Below are 17,743 nucleotides of genomic sequence, written 5' to 3'. Positions count from 1 at the left end.
CGATATTGTTCAGCACCGCTTTGATGCATCAACACGTACATGCAAAGCGGGCTGCGTTAGGATTCGCAGCCCGCTTCAAAAAGATATGCAATACCTCATCGAATTGATGCACTACCAAGACCTGGCCACGCTCCAGCCATCCGACGCTTCAAGCTGCCTTGAAACGACACGGACAGGCTTGGCCGCCGGCACCCCCTTACGAGGAAGGCTCATCCTCACGCGGGCGCCTCTCTGCAAAGGGGGCGGGCGCAAGCTCCTCATGGCGCTCACGGAACCTGCGAGGACGCCGGTATGAGGCGCTTTCAAAGTCGACGTATTCGACCGAAGCAACTAGGCGGTCGATCATCTCATCGTGGTCGAAGGCCTCCCACGCTTCATGCACCTCATCAATGCGCGCATGGGTCTCGGGTGCGCGCGGCATGAAGAGGGTGCAGCAGTCTGGCGCGGTTTCGCACGAGATATCGTAGGTGCCGATTTGCTCGGCGCGCTCGATGATCTCCTGCTTGTCCGAACCGATGAGCGGACGGAGCACAGGCAGCGACACCACCTCGTTGACAGCAGCGATGTTCTCGAGCGTCTGCGACGCGACCTGGCCGAGCGATTCGCCCGTCACGATCGCCTTGGCACCTTCGATGCGCGCGATGCGCTCAGCGACCGCGTACATGATGCGGCGATATATGATGACCCGAAGTTTCCCGGGGCATTTGATTGATATCTCGCGCTGGGCATCGCCGAACGGGACCACGTAGAGCCTCCCGATCTGCACCGACGGGGCCAGCGCACGGATAATGTCCTGGCAAAGGTACTCGCTGGTATCGGCTGTCTGCGGTCGCCCGGAAAAATGAACCGGAACGCAGACGGCTCCGCGACGGGAAAGAAGCCACGTCGCTACCGGTGAATCGATACCCGAAGAGAGCAGCGTCACCACCTTACCGGCGCTTCCAACAGGAAGCCCGCCCACGCCGCGCTCAGAGCGCGCGTAGACGTAGACGCTCCCCTGCACGACGAGCACGTGAACGACGACGTCGGGATGATGCATTTGGACGCGCTTCTGAGGGAACGCTCCACAAAGCACCTCGCCCACCTGCGCGTTGAGCTCGAGCGAGCCGAGGGCGTAGTCGGTATTCGACCTCTTGGCTGCAACCTTGAAACTCTCGAATTCACCCGCCTCGCGAAGTGCCAAGACCGCGGCCCGGCAATACTCATCGGGATCGCGGTTGGTATGGAAGGCGAGCGACACCCGGGCGACGCCGGGGACGCGGCGAATCACGTCGAAGGCCCGCTCGGCCTCTCCCGGCACGGAAAACGTCACGAGAATATGGCCAGAGATGCGGGTGCAGCTCGCCAACGAAAAGGCGGCACAGGCCGCCTTGATGGAATCAATGAGGATGCGCTCAAAATGAGCCCGGTTCTTACCCTTCAGACCGACTTCGTGGTAATGAACGAGGCAAACGCGGCTCGCCATTCGCTAGTCCGAAAGCGAAATCGACTGGTAGGCCGTCGGCTGATGGCCCAGCGCATCATGATACTTCTCGTGGTCGAAGGAGATATCGCCGTTCACGATCTCCTCCATGGCCATGGAGATGGTGTCCTTGCCGGAAAGGGCGATCGTGATGTCGTCCACATCCTGAACGGCAAGGACGCGGCTGTGCTGGCCGCGGAGCATGTTGTTGATATCGCACGCGCGCTTAGACGCGAGCGAGGCGAGAAGGAACCGGTTGTTATCGGTCTTCTCGAGCAGATCATCGATATGAGGCTTAACGACAGACACGGGACCTCAGTTCCTTTCATACTTCTCGATGATGCCGACGAGCTCGGAGGTGGCGCGATCGAGGTCGTCGTTGACGATGACCTCATCGTATCTATCCGCAAGCTCAAGTTCCTGGCGAGCGTTTGCGAGGCGCAGCTCAAGCGACTCGGCAGACTCGGTTCCACGGTGAACCAAACGCTCGCGCAGAACATCGAGCGACGGCGGCTTGATGAACACGAGCACGGCATCGGGGTAGTGCTCGCGAACCTGCAAAGCGCCCTGGACATCGATTTCTAGGATGAGCGATGAACCAGAAGCGAGGTTGCGCTCAACCTCGCTCGCAAGCGTACCGTAGCAATGGCCATGAACGTGAGCCCATTCCACGAACTCCCCCGCCTGCACCTTGCGGTCGAACTCATCCTGCGAGAGAAAATAATAGCTCTTGCCGTCCACCTCACCCGCGCGCGGGGAACGCGTGGTAGCGGAAACCGTCAGGCCCAGGCGGGGCAACCGGTCACGCACCAACGCGACCATGGTACCCTTGCCCGCGCCTGACGGCCCGGAAACAACAAAGAGCTTTGCTACGCTGCAGCCCACTATTTGGTGAGCGCCTCGAGGAGCTGCTCGCGCTGACGGACGCCGAGGCCCTGAACGCGACGAGTAGCGGAGATGCCCAGCTCGTCCATGATCTTGGCGGCCTTGGCCTTGCCATAGCCGGGGAGCGACTCGATGAGGGTGGAGACCTTCATGCGGGACGCGATGGGATCATCGGAGTTCAGGACGGACTCGAGGGAAACCTCGCCCTTCTTGATCTTCTCACGAAGCTCGGCACGGGCGTGACGGGCCGCAGCGGCCTTCTCGAGAGCGGCCTTGCGCTGCTCGTCAGTGAGCTGGGGAAGCGCCATTAGAACCTCCTAGTAGTTAGGTTTCGACAACAAACGATTCGACGCATGCCGGTTTACCTCAGGAAATGATGACCGGCGATAAGTCCATTGCGATAGGTTAGTCGATACTGCTGCAAAGTTCAAGGGAATCAACCGAAAGTTTGTGGCCGTAAGCTGGTAATTCACAGAACGACCTCGAACGATGGCGGCATCGCAAGGGGCGGCAAGCGCTGGTTTACGCGCACATGAGGGTGCCGCCCCGTTCAGAAAACGATCTCTATGCGTCGCGCACAAGCTCTTCTACGATTGCCTCGTACGACGCCACGGGATCTAGGGCCCCCGTGATGGGACGACCGATGACCAGGTGGCTTGCGCCCGCGGAGATTGCCGCTGCGGGCGTGGCCACACGGCTCTGGTCTCCGAGCTCGGCACCGGCGGGGCGAACACCAGGGGTCACGATGAGCGCATCGGAACCCAGAAGTTCGCGCATCTCGGCAGCCTCGCGCGGCGAGCACACGATGCCATCGATGCCGCTCCCCTTTGCGAGCGCCGCAAGACGAGCGGCTTCATCCGCAATCGGGCAGGTAAGCCCAATCTGCTCCATAGCAGCCTCGTCCATGCTAGTGAGCACTGTGATAGCGACGAGCTTGGCGCGCTCGGCACCCATCGCCTCAGCCGCCTCCTCAGCGCCCTCGCGCGCCGCTTTAAGCATGGCACCGGCACCTAGGCCATGCACGGATAGAAGGTCCGCGCCCGCGCCAGCCGCAGAGCGCGCGGCCCCGCGCACCTGATGGGGAATGTCGTGGAATTTAAGGTCAAGGAACACCTTGAACCCGCGCTCCTTGAATTCCCGCACGATCGAGGGGCCTTCGGCATAGTAGAGCGTCATGCCCACCTTGAGCCACTTGGCATGCCCGGAGAGGGCATTCGCCAGCGAAAGCGCCTCCTCGCGGTCGCAATCGAGGGCTACAATCACGCGCTCGCGCGCCTCTGCATCTAGCATTCGAAGGCTCCGATCAGCTCGTTGATGCTCGAGACGCCCTGGGACTCGGCCCACTCCTCGAGCTCATGCAGGATACGAACGGAAGCGGCGGGATCGACGAAGCTCGCCATGCCGACCGCGACGGAGGTCGCACCCGCCAGGATGAACTCAGCGGCATCCTCACCGGTCATCACGCCGCCGACGCCGCAAACCGGGATATCGACCGCCTGGCAGACCTCCCACACCATGCGGACCGCGATGGGATGCAGCAAGGGGCCGGAGAGGCCGCCGGTCGGCCGGCTGATCTTTGAGCGGCGCGTGTGCACGTCGATCGCCATGCCAGGAATGGAGTTAATGACGGTAAGGCCGTCGGCACCCTCCGCCTCGAGGGCGCGGGCGATTTCGGGCAGGCGCACGGGAGCCATCTTGACGAGCAGAGGCTTCTTGGTCACTGGGCGGCACGCGCGCATGACCTCGGCCGCACCCTCAGGCGTGGAGCCCATGGCAGCGCCGCCGGCGGAGATGTTCGGACAGCTCACGTTAATCTCGAACGCCGCGGCCCATGGACAGAGCTCATCGAAGAGCTCGAGCGCAGCCACGTACTCCTCGACGGAATGGCCGGCTACCTGGCAGATGACCGCGGTACCTTTATCTGTGAGGTCGGCGAGATACGGGCCCGACTCCTCGGCGAACGCGCGAACGCCCGGGTTCTGCAGGCCCACGGAGTTCATCATGCCTCCGGGCACCTCAGTCATGCGAGGCTTGGGATTGCCAGGCCACGGCTCCGCCGCACAGCCCTTCGTGGTGATGGCGCCCAGCTCGGACACGTCCATGAAGTTCGTGAACTGCCAGCCCTGGCCAAAGGTGCCGGCAGCGGTGTTGATGGGGTTCTTGAGCTTGATGCCGGCGAAATCGACGGCCATGGATACCTTGCCCATTACCACACGACCTCCTCTGCATTGAAGACGGGGCCGCACATGCAGGCGCCCTTCATACCGCTCGTCGTCTCGACCGCGCAGGTGCTGCAGGCACCGAAGCCGCAGCTCATCATGCGCTCAAGCGAGACCTCGCACGGAACGCCCGCCTTTGCGGCAGCAGCGGCAACCTTAGCCATCATGGGCTCGGGGCCGCAAGCCGCCACATAGTCGAACTCCCCGCCCTCGAGCTCAAGCACCTGCTCAGCTGCAGCGGTGCAGAAGCCATGATAGCCGTAGGAACCATCGTCGGTAGAAACCGAAATGACAGGGGCCCCAGCCGCCTCGAATTCGTCTTCGCCCACGAGGCATCCCTTCGAGGCCGCACCGATGCTCACGGTGTAGGGAATGCCCCGGGCGGCGAGCTCGCGTGCCAGGCAGAGCACCGGCGGCACACCGATACCGCCCGCCACGAGCAGGGCGCGGCGACAGCCCTCGGGAATCGTCCAGCCGTTGCCGCCAGGGCCCAAAAGGTCAGTCTTGGCACCTGGCTTCATCTGTGAGAGGCGCTCGGTACCATCGCCCACCACGGCATACCAGATCTCGACGGTACCGGCCTCAGCATCGGCCGAGGCATAGCTGAGCGGGATGCGCAGCAAGCTCATGGCGTTGCCGGGAACCGCGATGTTCACGAACTGGCCGGGCTTAATGGTCTGCGCCAGCTTCGGCGCATTGATAACGAGCGCGTACACGCCGTCGGCGATGGGCTCGTTTGACACGACGGTCACATCGTGCATCCGAGCCGGTGAAGGTGTTGGCATAAGGCTCCTCTCGACGAGCAGGTGCTAGCTGCGTGGCAGCGTCATTCCTATTGTAGGAGAAACTGACGATGGGGACGGGTTCATATGGCAGAACCCGCCCCCATCACGTGCGACGGGCCAGGCACGACCCATCAACGTAGCGTTTTTAGCAAACGACGCCGTCGGCGAGTTTGCGCACGCCGGCAACGAAGACGTCAGTCGCGCAGCCGGTGAGCTCGGTACCCTCGAAGGCGCAGTTCACAGCCTTGGACTCATAGCCCTCGGCACCCACGGTCCAGGTGGCCTCGGGATCGATGATGGTAAGGTCGGCGATGGAGCCCACCTCAACCTTGACGGGGTCCAGGCCCAGGATCTCGCGCGGCTTCACGGCCATGAGCTCGACCATGCGGCCGAGGTCAATCTTCTCAGTCTTCACGAGATTCGTGAGCACGAGGCCAAGCGCGCACTCGATGCCGGTGGTGCCGAAGGGCGCCAGCTCGAACTCACGCGCCTTCTCCCACTCAGCGTGCGGGGCGTGGTCGGTCGCGATAGCGTCCACGGTACCGTCGATGACACCCTGGATGAGCGCCTCCGCATCCGCGGCAGTGCGCAGCGGCGGGTTCATCTTGAGGCGGGTGTCATAGGTGCCGTCGAGCGCATCCTCGGTAAGGAAGAGATGGTGCGGCGTGACCTCGCAGGTCACGGGCAGGCCCTCCGCCTTGGCGGCGCGCACCAGTTCAAGGCCGCGCGCGGTGGAGATGTGCTGGATGTGGAGCTTCGCACCGGTGAGGCGCGCAAGCGCGATGTCGCGAGCGATCTGCAGCTCCTCGCCCTCCGCGGGCCAGCCGAGAAGCCCCAGGCGGGTGGAGACGACACCCTCGTTCACCTGGCCGTCGCCCACGAGGTCCTCGTCCTGGCAATGGGAGAGGAAGGTCTTGTTGAACATCTTGCCGTAGTCCATGCAGCGGCGCATCATGCCCGCGCCCTGGATGCCGCGGCCGTCGTCGGTGAAGGCGACGGCGCCGTGCGCCACCATATCGCCCATCTCGGCGATGATCTCGCCCTTGAGGCCCTTGGAGCAAGCGCCCGCCGGGTACACGTGGCAGTGGCCCTCTCGGGCGGCCACGGACTTCACGTATTCGACCACGGTGCCGTTATCGGTCACAGGATCGGTGTTGGGCATAGAGCAGACGCCGGTGAAGCCGCCCTTCACAGCGGCGCGGGTTTCGCTCTCGATGGTGCCCTTGTGCTCGTAGCCGGGCTCGCGCAGGTGCACATGCATGTCCACGAGGCCGGGAACGAGGTACTTACCAGCAAGATCGATGGCTTCGCAACCGTCGGAGGATAGGTTCTCCCCCACCTCGACGATCGTATCGCCGTCGATTTTCACGTCAAAGCGCATACCGGTATGGGTCTGCGGGTCGACGACGTGTCCGTTCTTAAGCAGCAAGGCCATTATCGGCACCTCCAAGCAGCAGATACAAGGCAGCCATGCGCACGCAGATACCCGCGTACACCTGGTCGAGAATCACGGAGCGCTCCGGATGGTCGGCCATATAGGAATCGAACTCCACACCGCGGTTGATGGGACCGGGGTGGCAGATGATCGCATCGGGCTTCATGAGCTTCTCGCGCTTCTTGGTAAGACCGAAGAGCTCATGGTACTCGCGAAGGCTCGGGAAGGGCGCACCCTCCAAGCGCTCGCGCTGGATGCGAAGCATGTAGACCACATCGAGCTCGGGCAGGACGTCGTCCAGGCAATAGCTAACAAGGTCGGCGCCGAGCACCTCGGGCGCTGCGGGGATGAGCGTACCGGGGGCAACGACCGTGACCTCGGCGCCCATGATCTTGAGCGCAGGGATGAGCGAACCGCAGACGCGCGAGTGGGCAATGTCGCCCACGATGCCCACCTTGAGGCCGTTGAAGTCCTGCTTGCGCTCCCAAATGGAATACAGGTCGAGCAGGGCCTGGGTAGGATGGCCATGCTTGCCATCGCCGGCATCGATGACGACCGCAGGGCTCGCCTGGCTCACGATGTAGGGAGCTCCGGCGTGCTTGTCGCGCACAACGATGCAGTCGATCTTGTACGCATCGAGCGTCATGACGGTATCGATGAGGCTCTCGCCCTTCACCGTGGAGGTGGAAGAGCCGCCGAAGTTGAGCGTATCAGCGGAAAGACGCTTCTCAGCGAGCTCGAACGAGCTGCGTGTACGGGTAGACGGCTCGTTGAACATGTTGACGATCGTTTTACCCTTGAGCGTGGGGACCTTCTTGATTGCGCGCTCGTTGACCGAGGAGAAGGCCTTAGCGGTGGTGAGGATCGTCATGAGCTCGGAATCGGAATACTCCGAGATGTCGATCAGGTGCTTGTGGTTGTTGAACATGGGCTACTCGCCTCCCAGCGGCGCGGAGCCCACACGGGCGCCCGGCTCGACGTCGAAGATCTCGACGGTGCTGCGCCCGTCGACTTCCTGCAGATACAGGCGGACATTCTCCTCATGCGAGGAAGGAACGTTCTTACCCACGAAATCGGGGCAGATGGGGAGCTCTCGATGACCGCGATCGACGAGGACCGCGAGCTCGACGCGGCTCGGCCGACCAAGGTCCATGATGGCATCAAGCGCGGCGCGAATGGTGCGGCCGGTGTAAAGGATGTCGTCCACCAGTACGATGCGCTTACCGTCAACATCGAAGTCGATCCTGCTGGCATGGACTTCCGGCGCAAACGTGGCGAAGTCGTCGCGATAGAAGCTGATGTCGAGGCTACCGAGCGGAACCCTCACGCCCTCGATCTCCTCGATCTTGTCGACAAGCTGCTTTGCGAGCAGGTCGCCGCGTGTCACGATGCCCACGAGCGCAAGGTTGTCGCAACCCTCGTTGCGCTCGAGGATCTCGTGCGCGATGCGCGTGAGCGCGCGGTTGATGGCAGTCTCATCCATGATGACCGCCTTAGGCTTGGTGCCCATCGCTCTCCTTCCTCGGTCGATGCCACGTAAGCCCGAAGCGGGCACGCGCGGCAACAAAAAAGATGCCTGACCGCGGCGCGGCAAGACATCTGCAAGAAAGGCTGCGGAAATGCAGCTGTATGTTCACGTCCTTGCGAGTATCTCGTACCGCGCTTAAAGGTCGTGCTTAGTTTATCACGAGGACGCACGCACTCGGTCCATTCCCTCAATAGACGTCAAACATGTATGAAACTTCTTCGTTTCTGCATATTCAAAACGAAAGGGCACAGAATGCACCCGCGTGCGACGGAAAAGAGCCTAGCCGAACTGGCCCCGGTACGCCTCGCAAACCTCGGCAACGGGACCATCCATGCGAAGGTCGCCCTTCTCAATCCAGATAGCGCGCTGGCAAATACGCTCGACCTGCTCGATAGAATGGCTCACAAAGAGAACCGTCACATCACCGTTCTTGATGAAATGCTGGATGCGGTCTTCGCACTTCTGCTGGAAGAACACGTCACCAACCGAAAGCGTCTCGTCTACGATGAGGATATCGGGCTCAGTTACCGTCGCGATGGCAAATGCGATGCGGGCAACCATACCGCTGGAATAATTTTTGAGCGGCATATCGACAAAGTCGCGCAGCTCAGCGAACTCGACGATCTCATCGAAGTGGTCGTCGATGAACTGCTTGGTATAGCCCAGAAGCGCACCGTTGAGATAGATGTTCTCGCGTGCCGTAAGCTCCATATCAAAACCCGCACCGAGCTCGATGAGCGGCGCGATATTGCCTCGTACGATGCACTCGCCTTCGCTCGCCTCGAGAACGCCGGCGATGATTTTAAGCATGGTCGACTTGCCCGAGCCGTTGGTGCCCACGAGTCCTACGACCTCGCCTCGCCGCACCTTGAACGAGATATGCTTGAGCGCTCGAAACTCACTGAAGAAGAGCTCGTGGCGCATGATTTTAATGAAGTATTCCTTGAGGTTGTTCAACTGCTCCGATGCCATGTTGAAGATCATGGTCACATCATTGACCTCGATGGCGTATTCAGGCGTTGAAGTTGCGGTCCCTGCCATGGCGTTTGTCCTTCGCATGCGGCGTGCAGCGCGAACTGATGCGCCGCGACGCTTCGGTTAGATATAGAGGATGAACTTATGCTCGGTCTTATGGAAGACGAGGTAACCCGCCACGATGGCAAGCACAGCCCAGAATGCGCACATGCCGAGCGTGAAGGCGGTGGGATTCGTCTGGAACAGGAAGATATCGCGCATGAACTGGAGGTAGTTGTACATGGGATTTGCGTACATCACGAGCTGAAGGATGCGCGGCATCTGCGCGATGAAATCAGTGGTCCAGAAGATGGGCGTGAAATAGGTCCACGCAGTAATCACGACACTCCACAGATGACGGATGTCGCGGAAAAAGACGGTGAGCGCGCTCAGCAGCAGGCCGAGACCCATGCAGAACGTCACAAGCAAGATGAGCACCACCGGCAACCAGATGAGGTGCCACGTGGGCACAACGCGGAACCACAGCATAACGAGGGCGACGGCGACAAGAGAGAAGGCGAAGTTGACGAGCGAGAACAAAGCCTTCTGCACGGGGAACACAAAGCGGTGCACCTTAACCTTCTTAAGGAGCGACGAAGCATCGATGATCGAGGTCAGGGCAGAGCTTGTAGACTCCGACATGAGTGTAAAGGTGATGTTGCCCACGATAAGGTAGAGCGGGTACATCTCAGGAGTGATGGAACCATTTCTCCCCTGAGCGAAAATCGTGCTAAAGACAATCGCCATGACGATCATCATGAGCAGCGGGTTGAGAACGCTCCACGCAACGCCCAGCACCGAGCGACGGTATCTGATCTTAAAATCCTTGGTCACGAGCTGCTGGAGGATGAAGAGGTCTTTCTCCATCTCCGTGCGGGCATGTGCCGCACTCTGCGACTTGATGGCTACGGCCACGACAAGGCTCCCTACGGATAAAGCTTACGTTGACGGTGGTCATTCTATCAGAGCGTTACCCGCAACGGAATTTTTTCATTTTGAGTCTTGCCAATCGCCATGACTTTTGTATACTAGTTCCTGTTGCTTGAGAGCAGCCACATTCCTCGGTAGCTCAATGGTAGAGCACGCGGCTGTTAACCGCGCTGTTGTAGGTTCGAGTCCTACCCGGGGAGCCATTGATTCAAAGACCCTGTCAGTCCCCCTGACAGGGTTTTTTATTTTGTTCTGCGTATCGAAGCCTGCCCGGAGCTCCCCAATCGCGACAGGATGACCATAAAAACATCCCGCCTACACGACGGTATAGGCGGGATGCAATACTTAGCGCGTTTGACGAAAGCGATAAGGCTAGCTCTCGATGTAGTCCTTGAGCTTGCTCGAGCGGCTTGGATGGCGGAGCTTCGCCAGGGTCTTGCTCTCAATCTGGCGGATACGCTCACGCGTGACGCCGAATTCGCGTCCAACCTCCTCGAGGGTGCGCGGATGGCCGTCCACCAAACCGAAGCGAAGCTCGATAACCTTGCGCTCGCGGTCGGCGAGGCTGTCGAGCACCTGGCCGAGCTGCTCCTGCAGCATCGAAAAACTCGCCGCGTCGGGCGGCACCACGGCCTGAGAGTCCTCGATAAAGTCGCCGAGCTGCGAATCCTCTTCCTCGCCGATGGGCGTTTCGAGCGAGACCGGCTCCTGGCTGATCTTTTGGATCTCGCGAACACGGTCCGCGCTCATATCCATCTCAGCACCGATCTCTTCTGGGGTTGGGTCGCGCCCAAGGTCCTGAAGAAGCTGGCGCTGCACGCGGACGAGCTTATTGATCGTCTCGACCATGTGCACGGGAATGCGGATGGTGCGCGCCTGGTCGGCGATAGCGCGGGTGATGGCCTGACGAATCCACCAGGTAGCGTACGTAGAGAACTTGAAGCCCTTTTCGTAATCGAACTTTTCAACCGCGCGAATGAGACCGAGGTTGCCCTCCTGGATGAGGTCGAGGAACAACATGCCGCGGCCCACGTAGCGCTTCGCGATGGAGACCACGAGGCGAAGATTCGCCGAGATAAGCGCCTGCTTGGCATCGAGGCCAACCTGCTCGACACGCATAAGGCGGCGCATCTCGGCACGCGTAAGCTCGATCTCGCCGCGATCGGCGGCCTCGAGCTTCTCCGTCGCGTCGAGACCAGCCTCGATCTTCATTGCGAGGTCGACCTCGTCGGCAGCAGTCAGAAGATCGACCTTGCCGATCTCCTTGAGGTACATGCGCACCGGGTCCCCCGTGAGCATGACCGTCGAGGCATCGATGCCACGGGCACGGGACCGCGAGCGCGTCGTGCGGGCGCGGGGCTTCTTCTTGCGCGCGGACCCCATTTCGGACTCAGCGAGCTTGGCAACCTTGATGTCGTGGTCCTCGGAGCTTTCGTCCCCGAGGTCGTCATCCAGATCGTCGACATCGTCCACGTCGTCAACATCGATGGGGGCATCGTCGCCGTCAACCTGAGAGGTAACCTCGACACCATGGTCGCGAAGGGAACGGTAGATTGAGGTTAGCTGTGCATCGGAGACCTCGACGTCTTTCAGCACGACCTGAATTTCATCCTCGGTCACCGACCCGGACTTGGCACCCATATCGACGAGCTTGTCGATGTACGAATTGAGCTCGGTGCTGTTCTCGGACTTCTTGGGCACAGACTCTCCCTTCCTTCTTTTCACAGACCCAATACTTTAACACAGGTCACTATACCCAGCATGTGCGGAAATGAAGCAATAAAAATACCTTCTTGCACTTCGAAGGCGTATAGACAAGGCAGGCCGAACCGACCAAACGATCCGCTGCGCATCACTCCGTACGGAACGGATCGGCGATGCCGCCCACAGCCTTATGAAGCTCCCGCTGCCGCGCGGCATAGCGCGTCGCCTTGATGGTAAGCTCGCGCCGCTCCTCATGACTGAGCCCTCGCCCCTGCCGAAGCTGCGCCTGCGCCTCGCGCAGACGACGTTGCACGGTGTAGAGCTCGAGCGTGTCGATAAGAAACTCGATGTTCGTCTCCGTGGAATGACTGCTGGTAGACGAGATGAGCCCGCTCGACACAAGCTGGGGTGCCTCAGGACAAACGGCGAGCACGGCGTTCATCACATCTGCCGGGCTCGTCCCCTCCGGCGTAGCGAGAACCGCCCACGCAATGGCCTCATGTCGTGGATCGACCCAATCGATCTCGGTAATGCGGTCGGCAAACGACCGAAAGGCATCGGGCGAGCTCGTGAGCAGGGTGAGAAGCTCGCGCTCACCTGCCAGCGCACGCCGCTCAAGATCCGTGAGCACCACCGCGGGAGCTGCGGGAGCCGACGCATCGACGCCACCCTGGAAGCCGGATGCGGGATAGCCGTTCGCATCCTCGGGCCCAGCGGGCGCTACGCCCTCGTAGGCATCAAGCGGTACGTAGTCATACGGCACATCGACGTCTTCGCCGCCGTCGCGAACGGTTGGCAGCGCCCCCGAGGCGCCAGAGCTCCCCCGAGCTCCCCCTGTCGAGGAGGCAGCCGTACGATCCCACGCAGAAGCAGCACCGGCGGATTCGCGCGCCTGCTCGCGGCGTCGAGCGGTCGACTCTTCGGAGCGCACGGCACGGAAGACCTCCTGAGCAGCCGAGCGCACCGTATCCACATCCAAGCGCAGCCGGTCGGCGATCTGCATATAGTACGAATCGATGAGATAGCTCGCCCGCAGGGGATAGATAAGGCGACACGCCTCGTCGAGCGCCTTGGTGCGCCCGGCGGGAGTGGAAACATCGCTGCGCTCGGCAAGTTTCCCGAAAACGAAATCCATGAGCGGCTCAGCATCATCGAGGAGCGCGCGCAGCGCATCTCCCCCGCGTGCCGTAAGGAATTCCATGGGATCCATATTGTCTGGCAGCACCACGCACCGAAGGTCGACCGAACTCTGCTCGATGAACTGGATGGCGCGTTCAGCTGCCTTCTGGCCGGCGGCATCGCCGTCAAACAAATAGATGATCTGCTTCGAAAAACGCGTGAGCGTCTTCACGTGCTGCTCGGTGAGCGCCGTTCCAAGCGTCGCGACCACATTGCCGATACCTGCTTCGTAGCACGCGATGGCGTCGGTATATCCCTCGACCACCACCGCCCTCGCATCGGAGACGATATGCTGCTTCGCCCAGTTAAAACCATAGAGGTTGCGCTTCTTGTGAAAGATGGCGGTTTCGGCCGTGTTGAGATATTTCGGCTGGCCGTCCCCCATCACGCGGCCGCCGAAGGCGATGCAGCGACCCCGCTCGTCGAAGATGGGAAACATCACGCGATCGAAAAAGCGATCAGCAAGGCCACGGCCGCGCTTCACGGCGACGTTGGCATCGATCATCTCCTGCGCGGTGAACCCCGCCTCGCCCAGGTGGCGCACGAGCGCTTCATGGCCCGGGGCGAACCCCAGCCGGTAGCGACGGCATACCTCGGCCCCCATGCCGCGAGATGCGAAGTATTCGCGCGCGCGACCATCGTGGCTGCGCATGAGTTGCGTGTGGTAGAACGCGGCGGTCGCATCGCATACGTCCATGAGCCTCGTGCGTTTCGTCCCGCGGTTGCCCCCATCGTATGAATCATGTATTTCAATGCCTGCACGATCAGCAAGGTAGCGGATGGCCTCGGGAAACGAGAGGTTCTCACGCTCCATCACGTAGGTGAAGCAGTCGCCCCCCTTGCCGCATCCGAAGCAATGCCAAACCTGGGTCGCGGGAATGACATGAAACGACGGGGTCTTCTCGCCGTGAAAGGGACAGCACCCCCAAAGGTCCTGCCCCCGCGGCTTGAGCGGAACCGTCTCTTGCACAAGGTCCACAAGGTCGGTTGCCGCGCGCACGCGGTTCTTATCCTCATCGCTGATCATACGAGCGGCACCCCCTTCTCGCCAAAATCCGCTTTGACCGTCTCGATGTTGCCGAGCACCGTACGGATGAGCTCGTCAACGGAGGAAAACTTCACAAGCCCACGCAGGCGCCGGGCGAAGACGAGCGATATATCGTCATCGTAGATATCGCCTGAGAACCCAATGAGGTTGGCCTCGAGCGATGCCGATCGCGCGCGATCTTTGAACGTCGGGGGCACACCGACGTTGATCGCGGCGGGCCAGACCTCACCCCGCACGAGAGCGAGCCCCTCGTACACCCCCTCGGCGGGAAGCTGGAGCGAACCGTCCACCGCGATGTTTGCAGTCGGGAACCCCATACCGGTCCCCTCCCCTCGCCCGCTCTTAACGCGGCCACGCACAAGATAGCGGCGACCGAGCTCCCGCTCGACCGGCGCGAGGTCGCCCGCGCGCAGGCTGGCGCGAATGCGCGTGGAAGAAACGGGTTCGCCATCATCAAGGATAAGGTCGTGCCCGCATACGTCGATGCCCCTGCGGGAGCACCAGGTATCCATGTCGGCAACGGTCGCCGTACCGCCACGACCGAAGCGGAAGTTGCTCCCCACGTGAATGGAGCGCACATCGCAGACCATGCCGACCATGATGGAAAGAAACGCATCGAAGGAGAGCGATGCGAGGTCGCAAGTAAATGGAATCGAAGCCACGGCATCCACGCCGGAGGCGGCGAGCAGCGCATGCCGATCAGATGCGCAGGTCAGCCTACGTGCGGGACGTGGAGACACAACAACATCGGGATCCGGGTCGAAGGTGAACGCGACGGAGGCCATTCCCCGCACGTGCGCATCGCGAACCGCAGCATCGATGAGCGCGCGGTGCCCAGCATGGAACCCGTCGAAGGCGCCGATTGCGATCGTGCATGGGCCCAATGCGCGCAATGGCGCCACCGCTTCGTCCGGAAAGAAAGAGGCGCCTGCACCAGCAAGAGAATCGGGTCCAGACACCTCGGGAAGGCTCACGAGAGGGGCAACGTCGCGCGACGACGCGATGAAATCTCGACGAAGCTCGCCGATCGATGGCATCAAAGCGCAACACCTCCAATAGGCTGCGGAAACACATCACGCGGGGCAATCGCGCTGCCCTGAACCGCAGCGAGAGCAACAAGCGAACCGCCGGAAACGAGCGCGCACCGCTCGCCCTCGCCGAGCAGGCGGCCATCCGCTCCCACGGCAATGCTGCTCGAGAGCCGTTTTCCGCAGAGCACATCCTCTCTCAGCCGCTCCGGAAGCACGACGGCCGGCACATCGAGCACGCGAACGGGGTCGAGCATATGCTCGCATGCCGTCCGGACATCAAGGTCATCGAGCGATACGCATGAGCCGAGGCCGATCGAGCCGGAAGCGGTTCGGCGCAGCGCGCTCAGATGGGCTGCGGTACCGAGCGCGCGGCCCATGTCGCGGGCGAGGGCTCGAATATAGGTCCCCTTGCTCACGGTGAAGGCGATCGCCCAAACCGGAACGCCATCGCGGCAGGCAACCGCGATGGGATCTGCGGCGAGCACCTCGATGGGCCGCGCATCGAGCTCGACCTCCTCTCCGGCGCGGGCACGCTTGTATGAACGCACCCCGTTCACCGAAATGGCCGAATACGACGGTGGAACCTGCATCTGCTGCCCGAGGACGCTCTTGCACGCCGCCTCGGCAGCCGCATGCTCGAACAGGCCGGGGTGAACGTCGGCCTCACGCACGACCTCACCCTCGGCGTCGTCGGTAGAGGTCTCGGACCCGAAGGTGATCTCCGCGACATACGCCTTGGTGTCGAGCGTGAGCAACCCGAGCAAGCGTGTCGCCTGCCCGATGCCAACGACCATCACGCCCGAGGCGAGCGGATCGAGCGTGCCCGCATGCCCCACGCGGCGCTCCCCCAACGCCCTGCGCACACGGGACACGACGTCATGGGATGTGCACCCAACGGGCTTATCGACCGCGATGAGACAATTCAGTTGTGAGACGCGACGCTTTGCCATGCGCCACCCGCCTAGAGTGCCGGATCGACGGAGATGGGGCCAACCGACGCGGGATCGGCTCCAACCAGCTCCGCAAGCATCGGAAGTGCTGCGGCAAGGGTCTCTTCGATCGTTCCCTCATAGGTGAATCCTGCCGCCGCAGCGTGACCACCGCCGCCAAAAGAAGCGGCGACCCCCGAAACATCGAGCGGGCCCTTCGATCGCAGGTTGCCGCGCACCTTGCCGTCGCAACCGCATTCCTTGAGGAAGAGACAGACCTCCACACCGCCTACCGAGCGAACGATGTCAACGAGCCCGTCGCATTCGTCCTGCGACACGCCGCACCCTTCAAGGTCCTCCGCACGCGCGTAGCTGAAGGCCACGCGCCCATTCACAACCGTGCGGATCCGCCCCATGACGATTGATTCCAGATGCAGGTACTCGATGCGCTGGCTCTGATAGACCTCGAGCGAGATGCGCGAGGGCTCCGCGCCCGCGGCGACGAGCCGTGATGCAACCACGAAGCTCTCCGGGTCGGCATTCTGGTACTGGAAGCGCCCAGTATCGGTCACCAACCCGCAGAACAGGCAGTTCGCAACATCGGGAGAAATCGAAATGGTGCAGAACGAGAGGAACTCCTCGATGAGCACCGAAGCGGAGGCGGCATCCACGCGCCGAATCGAGGAGTCGGCAAACTCCTCGCGTGCAGGATGGTGATCGAAGCTCACCACGAATCGAGAGCGCTGGACGACCTCGCGAGCGTCCTCGAGCCGCTCCAGCACGGGGCAATCAACAGAAATGAACAGATCGGGGTCTTCGGCATAGCGGACGGCGGGAACGAGCTCTTCAGCACCGGGGAGAAAACGGTAGATCCGCGGGACGGGAGCATCATCCGCCATGAGGAAGGCGATCTCCTTGTTCGGGAAACGCTCACGCAGGGCAAGGCCCAACCCGAGCGTCGAGCCCAAAGCGTCTCCATCGGGAGAGGTATGGCCCGAGATGGCGATGGTCTGGGCATCCTCGATGACCTCAAGGATGCCCCAATATGCATCGGCCCGTTCAGGAGGGACCTCGGGGGCAGGAACAAGGGGAATCTTATCCATCGATGGCCCCGCTTTCCGAGGCATCGACAGATTCAGGGACATCGCCGGCAAGAGGCTCGCCGGCCTCTGCCTCCTCGCCGTCGCCATCAAGCTCCTGCAGAGGATAGCCAGCCTCGTCCTTCTCGACCCCGATCGTAGGCGGAACGTTCTCCAGCGCAAGCGCGATGCGCTCGGCCTCATCAGTGGATCGATCGATTCGGAAGTCGAGCTCGGGAACCACGCGCCAATCGAGCGCACGGGCCAAGAGGCTGCGGATGCGGCCCTTGGCCGCGCCGAGGGCGCCGAGGACCTCCTCGTAGCGCGCGCCCTCGCATGAGACGAAGATGCGCGCATACGAACGGTCCTGCGAGACCTCGACTCCCGTAATGGTCACAAGGTCGAGACGCGGATCGGCGATCTCGAACAGCAAGATGTAGCCCAGCTTCTCGCGGAGCTGCTCCGCGAGGCGACGCGTGACGTTGTTCTGCTTCATGGGAGCCTCCCCTCAACCA

Annotated in this window: 18 protein-coding genes and 1 tRNA gene; 1 reads left to right on the top strand and 18 read right to left on the bottom strand. The window is 61.8% G+C overall.

Translation table 11 applies throughout. The features are described from left to right. Positions 1-196 precede the first annotated feature (196 nt). The 12 genes from thiI to HGEM_RS04675 form a co-directional block, all read right to left on the bottom strand. The gene (gene thiI, locus HGEM_RS04730; RefSeq protein WP_019128264.1) at positions 197-1,465 is read right to left on the bottom strand and encodes a tRNA uracil 4-sulfurtransferase ThiI; all 1,269 of its coding nucleotides are present in this window, start codon (positions 1,463-1,465) and stop codon (positions 197-199) included. A 3-nt stretch (positions 1,466-1,468) separates the two neighbouring features. After that, positions 1,469-1,771 (bottom strand): DNA-directed RNA polymerase subunit omega, encoded by a 303-nt coding sequence (locus HGEM_RS04725; RefSeq protein WP_019128263.1) that lies wholly within the window; start codon positions 1,769-1,771, stop codon positions 1,469-1,471. Between the two features lie 6 nt (positions 1,772-1,777). Continuing rightward, the gene (gene gmk / locus HGEM_RS04720; RefSeq protein ID WP_035100695.1) at positions 1,778-2,347 is read right to left on the bottom strand and encodes a guanylate kinase; all 570 of its coding nucleotides are present in this window, start codon (positions 2,345-2,347) and stop codon (positions 1,778-1,780) included. Beyond that, positions 2,347-2,655, bottom strand: coding sequence for an integration host factor, actinobacterial type (mihF, locus tag HGEM_RS04715; protein WP_019128261.1), 309 nt, complete (start codon positions 2,653-2,655; stop codon positions 2,347-2,349). Before mihF ends, gmk begins: the two co-directional genes overlap by 1 nt. Before the next feature lie 256 nt (positions 2,656-2,911). Next, entirely contained in the window at positions 2,912-3,637 is a 726-nt protein-coding gene (gene pyrF / locus HGEM_RS04710) for an orotidine-5'-phosphate decarboxylase (RefSeq protein WP_019128260.1), read from the bottom strand. Further along, positions 3,631-4,554: a dihydroorotate dehydrogenase gene (locus HGEM_RS04705; protein ID WP_019128259.1), complete on the bottom strand. Its 924-nt coding sequence runs from the start codon at positions 4,552-4,554 to the stop codon at positions 3,631-3,633. The genes pyrF and HGEM_RS04705 overlap by 7 nt, the downstream gene beginning before the upstream one ends. Further along, positions 4,554-5,351: a dihydroorotate dehydrogenase electron transfer subunit gene (locus HGEM_RS04700; RefSeq protein WP_230197221.1), complete on the bottom strand. Its 798-nt coding sequence runs from the start codon at positions 5,349-5,351 to the stop codon at positions 4,554-4,556. Before HGEM_RS04700 ends, HGEM_RS04705 begins: the two co-directional genes overlap by 1 nt. A gap of 145 nt (positions 5,352-5,496) precedes the next feature. After that, the gene (locus HGEM_RS04695; protein ID WP_019128257.1) at positions 5,497-6,786 is read right to left on the bottom strand and encodes a dihydroorotase; all 1,290 of its coding nucleotides are present in this window, start codon (positions 6,784-6,786) and stop codon (positions 5,497-5,499) included. Beyond that, the gene (locus tag HGEM_RS04690; RefSeq protein WP_019128256.1) at positions 6,770-7,714 is read right to left on the bottom strand and encodes an aspartate carbamoyltransferase catalytic subunit; all 945 of its coding nucleotides are present in this window, start codon (positions 7,712-7,714) and stop codon (positions 6,770-6,772) included. The genes HGEM_RS04695 and HGEM_RS04690 overlap by 17 nt, the downstream gene beginning before the upstream one ends. Before the next feature lie 3 nt (positions 7,715-7,717). Continuing rightward, on the bottom strand, positions 7,718-8,296 hold the full coding sequence (gene pyrR, locus HGEM_RS04685) for a bifunctional pyr operon transcriptional regulator/uracil phosphoribosyltransferase PyrR (RefSeq protein WP_019128255.1): 579 nt from the start codon (positions 8,294-8,296) through the stop codon (positions 7,718-7,720). 297 nt (positions 8,297-8,593) lie between these two features. Further along, on the bottom strand, positions 8,594-9,355 hold the full coding sequence (locus HGEM_RS04680) for an ABC transporter ATP-binding protein (protein ID WP_019128254.1): 762 nt from the start codon (positions 9,353-9,355) through the stop codon (positions 8,594-8,596). A 57-nt stretch (positions 9,356-9,412) separates the two neighbouring features. Continuing rightward, positions 9,413-10,243: an ABC transporter permease gene (locus tag HGEM_RS04675; RefSeq protein WP_019128253.1), complete on the bottom strand. Its 831-nt coding sequence runs from the start codon at positions 10,241-10,243 to the stop codon at positions 9,413-9,415. Positions 10,244-10,386: 143 nt separating this feature from the next. Between HGEM_RS04675 and HGEM_RS04670 the strand changes: the two genes are divergently transcribed. Then, positions 10,387-10,461 (top strand) — tRNA-Asn (locus HGEM_RS04670). 169 nt (positions 10,462-10,630) lie between these two features. Here HGEM_RS04670 and rpoD read toward each other — a convergent pair. From rpoD to rbfA, 6 genes are all read right to left on the bottom strand, one after another. Continuing rightward, positions 10,631-11,959 carry an RNA polymerase sigma factor RpoD gene (gene rpoD / locus HGEM_RS04665; RefSeq protein ID WP_019128252.1) on the bottom strand — a complete coding sequence of 443 codons (1,329 nt, stop codon included), beginning with the start codon at positions 11,957-11,959 and terminating at the stop codon, positions 10,631-10,633. 151 nt (positions 11,960-12,110) lie between these two features. Beyond that, entirely contained in the window at positions 12,111-14,168 is a 2,058-nt protein-coding gene (dnaG, locus tag HGEM_RS04660; RefSeq protein ID WP_019128251.1) for a DNA primase, read from the bottom strand. Beyond that, positions 14,165-15,226, bottom strand: coding sequence for a bifunctional riboflavin kinase/FMN adenylyltransferase (gene ribF / locus HGEM_RS04655; RefSeq protein WP_019128250.1), 1,062 nt, complete (start codon positions 15,224-15,226; stop codon positions 14,165-14,167). Before ribF ends, dnaG begins: the two co-directional genes overlap by 4 nt. After that, positions 15,226-16,170: a tRNA pseudouridine(55) synthase TruB gene (gene truB / locus HGEM_RS04650; protein WP_035100692.1), complete on the bottom strand. Its 945-nt coding sequence runs from the start codon at positions 16,168-16,170 to the stop codon at positions 15,226-15,228. The genes ribF and truB overlap by 1 nt, the downstream gene beginning before the upstream one ends. A gap of 11 nt (positions 16,171-16,181) precedes the next feature. Further along, complete coding sequence (locus tag HGEM_RS04645; RefSeq protein WP_019128248.1) at positions 16,182-17,252, bottom strand: DHH family phosphoesterase; 1,071 nt, start codon at positions 17,250-17,252, stop codon at positions 16,182-16,184. Next, positions 17,245-17,724, bottom strand: coding sequence for a 30S ribosome-binding factor RbfA (gene rbfA, locus HGEM_RS04640; protein WP_019128247.1), 480 nt, complete (start codon positions 17,722-17,724; stop codon positions 17,245-17,247). Before rbfA ends, HGEM_RS04645 begins: the two co-directional genes overlap by 8 nt. Positions 17,725-17,743: the final 19 nt, after the last annotated feature.

The sequence above is a fragment of the Enorma massiliensis phI genome (assembly GCF_000311845.1).
Classification (GTDB): Bacteria; Actinomycetota; Coriobacteriia; order Coriobacteriales; family Coriobacteriaceae; genus Enorma; species Enorma massiliensis.
Note: the sequence above shows the minus strand (reverse complement) of the source record. Positions and strands in the feature narration are given on the sequence as shown.